This is a genomic window from Mycobacterium sp. TH-M11, from assembly GCF_057473725.1.
Genome location: NZ_JBYCLD010000413.1, coordinates 1 through 6070 on the forward strand (window position 1 = coordinate 1; position 6070 = coordinate 6070).

At 65.5% G+C, this 6070-nt stretch carries 5 protein-coding genes and 1 pseudogene; all 6 read right to left on the reverse strand.

Going from position 1 to position 6070, the window contains the following annotated elements; translation table 11 throughout:
* Positions 1–440: pseudogene (locus AC2VOG_RS16280) on the reverse strand (hypothetical protein); the annotation flags it as partial.
* Positions 441–469: 29 nt separating this feature from the next.
* On the reverse strand, positions 470–778 hold the full coding sequence (locus tag AC2VOG_RS16285) for a hypothetical protein (protein ID WP_486940904.1): 309 nt from the start codon (positions 776–778) through the stop codon (positions 470–472).
* 464 nt (positions 779–1242) lie between these two features.
* Positions 1243–3714, reverse strand: a complete 2472-nt coding sequence (locus tag AC2VOG_RS16290; protein ID WP_486940906.1) for a [protein-PII] uridylyltransferase — start codon at positions 3712–3714, stop codon at positions 1243–1245.
* Positions 3715–3762: 48 nt separating this feature from the next.
* A complete protein-coding gene (locus AC2VOG_RS16295; protein ID WP_067334246.1) occupies positions 3763–4101 on the reverse strand; it encodes a P-II family nitrogen regulator in 339 nt (112 codons plus the stop codon).
* Positions 4102–4103: 2 nt separating this feature from the next.
* Positions 4104–5456 carry an ammonium transporter gene (locus AC2VOG_RS16300; protein ID WP_486940907.1) on the reverse strand — a complete coding sequence of 451 codons (1353 nt, stop codon included), beginning with the start codon at positions 5454–5456 and terminating at the stop codon, positions 4104–4106.
* 198 nt (positions 5457–5654) lie between these two features.
* On the reverse strand, positions 5655–6070 hold a 416-nt coding region (locus AC2VOG_RS16305), incomplete at its 5' end, for a P-loop NTPase family protein (protein ID WP_486940905.1).

The window sequence follows — 6070 nt, forward strand, 5'->3', positions numbered from 1 at the left end:
ACGATCCAATAAGCACCGAACCAGACAGTGCTCACGTGGGCCGGGAACAGGTCACTGTGGTAGCCCTCGTCGGCGCGAATGAACACCACCACCAATATCGGAACACCCAGCCAGAGTGGGAGCGCGACGTGGCGGCGGAAAAGTCTGCGCGACTGGGTGGCGTCGCCGAGCCGGGCCAGCCCATGGTCGATTATCGCCGTCGCAGCGACGATCAGGCAGATGTGGCCGAGAAGATCTTCGACATTCCACCGCCGGAAGATGTAGTGCAAGGGCGGTCCCAGCGTTGCCGATGCCCATGGTGACATGAGCAGCAACGCACAGCCTTGCAGGGCGATGTTGAGGCTCGCGTCAGCTTCCCAGCGGGAGCGCCAGGTGTGCCGCCGGATCCACAAACTGCAGAAGACAGCAGCCAGTGTGACGGTAATGAGGGCGGACATCATCCTTGCAACCGAATTCCTCTGCCGAAATGTCAGACCGGCGGTTTGTTGGGGTCGGGGTGAAGGTCGCGGAGTCTGGCCCGGGCTCGGGTCGACGCCAAGTACTCGGTGACCGAATCGATCTGGATCAGCCCGAACCGGACGAGTAAATCGATCGGGTTCAACTTCAAATACTTGGCAGCCCTGATCAGGTTGTCGGCCGTGACCAGCCGGCCCTCGCGAACCGCCTTGTAGTAGGTCGATTTGCGGTAGCCGAATGCCTCGTACACCTCGGTAGCGGCAAGAGGTCTGCCCACGAGGTACGGAAGCACCACCGCCGGATCCTTGTCGCTGTCATCCATGGGTAGACAGTATCCCGCCGACGTAGACGTACAGCAACAAAGCGGAACCAACTTCGAACTTTGGCTACAAATGTCTACTTTTGTGGACTAGGGTTGGCAGCTGGGGCCGCAACCAGCCACCCCAAAGATGCCTTCACCGGGCACCAGCGACCGCAGCCGACCAACCAGGGGCAAGCAATGGGGAAATTACCTCGACGGGCCATGACCGTGTGCGCCGAGCTGCTCGCGATCATCAGTCTCGTTGGAGGTGCCGGTTTCCTCGGAGAAGCCCGCGCAGACCAGCCGAATTGCGGCGATGACTTATCGGAGCAATGCGCGGAGACGGCCGACCGGCCGACCGCGGATCAGCCGCCTGGACCCCGCTTTCGGGTTTCTTGCAAGCCGATGGGGATAGCGGGCGTTCGTTGCTACAAACGGCCGATTCCCTGACTGCGCAATAGTCTGGCAAGCTGTAGCACCCGGAATCACGATGGTGCGGGTCCACCGAGCACCGCGAGCAGCTGGCGCTCGATGGCCGATCGGGTGCTCGACCCCGGCTCGCCGGTAGCTTTGGACGCCGCGCTGCGCTCGGGTAACGCGATGCAGAACACGTCCTCCACCATCGACCCGCGAGTGGTGACCTTGGCCCAGTCGATATCCACTCCGGCGCGCTCCAGAGCGCCGGTGAGCAGCGCGAGCATCCCCGGCCGGTCGGTGGCCCGGATCTCGATGAGCAGGCGGCCCGGCGGGCCGTCAAACCACAGGATTCTGGGCGGCGCCGACAACTGGTGAACCGGGACCGCGGTCGGCGCGTCGCCAAACGGCTTGACTTTGGTGTCGGGCGAACGCTGCTCCAGTGTGCCCAACACGTCGGATTGCCCGCCCAGGGCGCGAATCAGCTGCTGGCGCAACAGGCCCGAGGCCGGCGGGCTGCCGAAATGTGGTGACACCACGAATTCACTGATCGCGACACCGTCCACGACGTTGATCGATGCCGAGTGAACCCGCAGCGAGTTCAGCGTCAGCACCCCGGCCGCCTTGGACAGCAACCCACGCCGGTCCGGAGCGATCACCACCGCATGGTGCAGGCGCCGATCGGCGCCGGGGCGCACTTCGACGTGCACCTTGCGGTCCGCGGCCAGCGCCAGGTACTCGGGGTCCAGCGGATCGGCGTGCGGCAGCGCTTCGCCGTTCATCGCCATCCGGCTGCGGCGCACCAGATCACCGACCAGCGAGGCCTTCCAGTCGCTCCATACGCCCGGCCCGGTGGCCAATGAATCGGCCTCGGTCAGCGCGTGCAGTACATCCAACAAAACCGGGTCGTCACCGAGCGCTTCGCAGACAGTGGTGATGGTCTGCGGGTCGTTGAGGTCCTGTCGGATCGCAACCTTGGCCAGCAACAGGTGATGCAACACCAGCTTGGACAGCATTTCCACGTCCGACGGCCACATACCCAGCCGGGTGCCGATCTGGGTGGCCAGTTGCGCGCCGAGCACACAGTGGTCGGCATCGCGGCCCTTACCGATGTCGTGCAACAACGCGGCCAGGATCAGCAAGTCGGATCGGGCCACCCGGGTGGTGAAAATCCTTGCCCGCGAGACGGTTTCGGCGAGGTGACGGTCGACGGTCCAAATGTGCACCACGTCGCGCGGCGGGAGGTCCCGTACCGCACCCCACTCCGGGAAGAGTCGGCCCCACAACCCGGTGCGGTCCAGCGTCTCGATCACCGCGATGGTGTCCGGGCCCGCGGTCAGCATCACCAACAGGTTGTCCAGCGCGTCATGCGGCCAGGGGTTCGGCAGTTCCGGCGCGGTATCGGCCAGCCGGGCCAGCGTGGAGACCGCGATCGGCAACCCGGTGGCGGCCGATGCCGCCGCCACCCGCAGCAGCAACGCGGGGTCGCTCTGCGGTCGGGCATCGCGGGCCAGCACGATCTCGCCGGCGTACTCGACCACGCCCTCGTCCAGCGGTCGGCGCGGACGCCGCCGGATCGCCGACATTCCCCGGCGCGGCAGCGCATTGGAGGCGGTCCGCAGCCCCGCGTCGACGCGATAGCTGATCGTGCGTCCCACGTCGGACAGCACCCGCGACAGGTCGAACCGGTCGCCGACGTGTAGCGCGGCGCTGATCTCGTCGGCGAATTGGGCCAAAACCTGGTCATGCCCGCGACCCGACACCCGGTGCAGTTCGGTGCGGACGTTGAGCAGCGTCAGGTGGGCGCCGGTCAGCGACCCCAGCGGGTCGTCGGCCTCCCCGGCGGCCAGCCGATCGGTGAGGTGCGCGACAGCCAGTGCGTCGAGTAGTTGAATGTCGCGCAGCCCGCCGCGGCCGGACTTCAGATCGGGCTCGGCACGGTGGGCGATCTCACCGAAGCGCCGCCATCGGGCGTGGGTCTCGTCGACGACTTCACCAAAGATGGACTGGATTCTGTTACGCCATTGGCGGCGGATGCCTTCGGTCAGGCGGCCGGACAGCTCGTCGTCGCCGGCGATGTGCCGGGCGTCGATCATCGCCAGGCAGGCCGAGACATCGGCGCTGGCGACCGCCATGGTCTGGGCGACCGTCCGGACGCTGTGGTCGAGACGAATGTTGGCGTCCCACAACGGATACCAGAGCGAATCGGCGACCTCTCGGACGGCGTCGGTGTTCATGCCGTCGTGCAGGAGCAGGAGGTCCAGGTCGGAGTAGGGCACCAGTTCGCGGCGGCCCAGCGAGCCAGTGGCGACGATCGCGAACCCGCTGCCCGCCGTGATGCCGAGTTCGGCAGCCTTTCTGGTCAACCAAAACTCGTGCAACTCGCCCCAGGCTTCGCGCAGGGCGGCCGAGTCGAGCTCATTCGGGCTGCGGGCGAGCAGCTTCTCCCGGGCGGCAGAAAGATCGGTCGCCGCACCGGAAATTTTGCCCACCACAACGTGCTGTGCCGGCAGATCGGGTGATTCCTGCTCGCGCTGCGTCATTCCCATCCTGGTCGGAGCGGCCATGCCGATGGCGTCCTCACGTGGCTGTCAGATCGCGTCGGCTCCCCGCTCGCCGGTGCGCACCCGCACCACGGTTTCCACCGGGCTGACCCAGACCTTCCCGTCGCCGATCTTGCCGGTGCGGGCGGCCCGCACGATGCTGTCCAGGGCCTTATCGGCGTCGTAATCCTCGATCAGCACCTCGACTCGGACCTTGGGCACGAAGTCAACGGAGTACTCGGCACCCCGGTAGACCTCGGTGTGCCCTTTCTGACGCCCGTACCCCTGAACTTCGCTGACCGTCATCCCCAGGATGCCGACCTGCTCGAGACTGGCTTTGATGTCCTCGAGGGTGAAGGGCTTCACGATCGCGGTGATCAGCTTCATTCCTATTCCGCCTCCACTTTATCGCCCATCCGATTATGGCCGAATGCGCTCTCCGGCAAACTCGCGTGCGGGAGGACCGAGCCCGAACCACCCGCCGTGGTGAAGTCGTATCCGCTCTCCGCGTGCTGAGACTCGTCGATACCAGCCGCTTCGCCCTCAGGACTCAGGCGCAGGCCGATCGTGTATTTCAGTATCAAGGCAAGGATGACAGTGACGATAGCGGAGTAGGCAAGCACGCTGAACGCACCGACCGCCTGTCGCCACAGTTGGTCCCAACCACCGCCGTAGAACAACCCCTTGACGGCGGCGGGAGCCTCGGGTGCGGCAAGCAAACCGATCAGCAACGTGCCGGCCAAACCACCGACCAGGTGCACGCCGACCACGTCGAGCGAGTCATCAAAGCCGAGCTTGTACTTGAGCCCGACCGCCAAGGAACACAGGGATCCGCCCACCGCGCCGATCACCAGGGCGCCCAGCACGTTCACCGACGAACACGACGGTGTGATGGCGACCAGCCCCGCCACGATGCCGGAGGCCGCACCGAGGGTGGTGGCGTGGCCGTCGCGGATGCGCTCAGTGGCCAACCAGGCCAGCATCGCCGCGGCGGTGGCCACGGTGGTGGTGATGAAGGTCGACGCGGCCACGCCGTTGGAACTGGTGGCCGAGCCGGCGTTGAACCCGTACCAGCCGAACCACAGCAAGCCGGCCCCGAGCATCACGAACGGAACATTGTGGGGACGAAACAGCGTCGTCGGCCAGCCCTTGCGCTTGCCCAAGACGATGGCCAGCACCAAACCGGCCGTACCGGAGTTGATGTGGACCGCAGTTCCACCGGCGAAGTCGATCGCTTTCAGCTTGTTGGCGATCCAGCCGCCGTGCTCCGCCGTCACACCGTCGAACGCGAAGACCCAGTGCGCGACCGGGAAGTAGACGATGGTCGCCCAAAGTCCGGCGAAGACCAGCCAGGCACTGAACTTCAGCCGGTCGGAGACCGCACCCGAGATCAGGGCGACCGTGATGATCGCGAACATCAATTGGAAGGCCACGAACACGGTCATCGGCAGCGTGCCGGCCAGTGGGATGTCCGTGGCGGCCTTGCCCGCGGCCGCGGCGGCGGAGTTGCCGCCGATCAGACCCTTGAGGCCGAAGTAAGCCATCGGGTCGCCGACAATGCCGTCGGTGTCGTTGCCGAAAGCCATCGAATAGCCGTAAAGCACCCACAACACCGTCACCACGCCCATGGCGCTGACGCTCATCATGATCATATTGAGCACACTTCGGGCGCGCACCATGCCGCCGTAAAAGAATGCCAGCCCCGGGGTCATCAACAGAACCAATGCCGAACTTGCCAGCATCCAAGCGGTATCACCGGTATCTGGCTGGCCCAATATCGGGAAACTCACTCGCTACCACCTCCGGTCGGCCAACACCAGCCGCCAGACAGATGACTGCGGCCCCGCACGAGAACTTTGCAAAGTGATTGTTACAAAATGCGGCGCTGACAGGTTTCGCCCGAGTTACATCTGCTCATCATGATTTCCGGCTTGCGCCCGCTAACCCAGCAGCGCGTCGACGAACGCCGCAGGCTCGAACGGCGCCAAGTCGTCGGGGCCCTCGCCGAGTCCGACCAGCTTGACTGGGACGCCGAGCTCTTGTTGAACACGAAAAACGATGCCGCCCTTGGCCGTGCCGTCCAACTTGGTCAGCACCGCACCGGTGATATCGACCACATCGGCAAACACCCGGGCCTGCGCCAATCCGTTCTGCCCGATCGTCGCGTCGAGCACCAACAGCACCTCGTCGACGGCGGCGCGGCGCGCCACCACCCGCTTGACCTTGCCGAGTTCGTCCATCAACCCGGTCTTGGTGTGCAACCGGCCCGCGGTGTCGATCACCACGACGTCGGCGCCGACCTCGATGCCCTTGTCGACGGCATCGAAGGCGACCGCCGCCGGATCGGCGCCCTCGG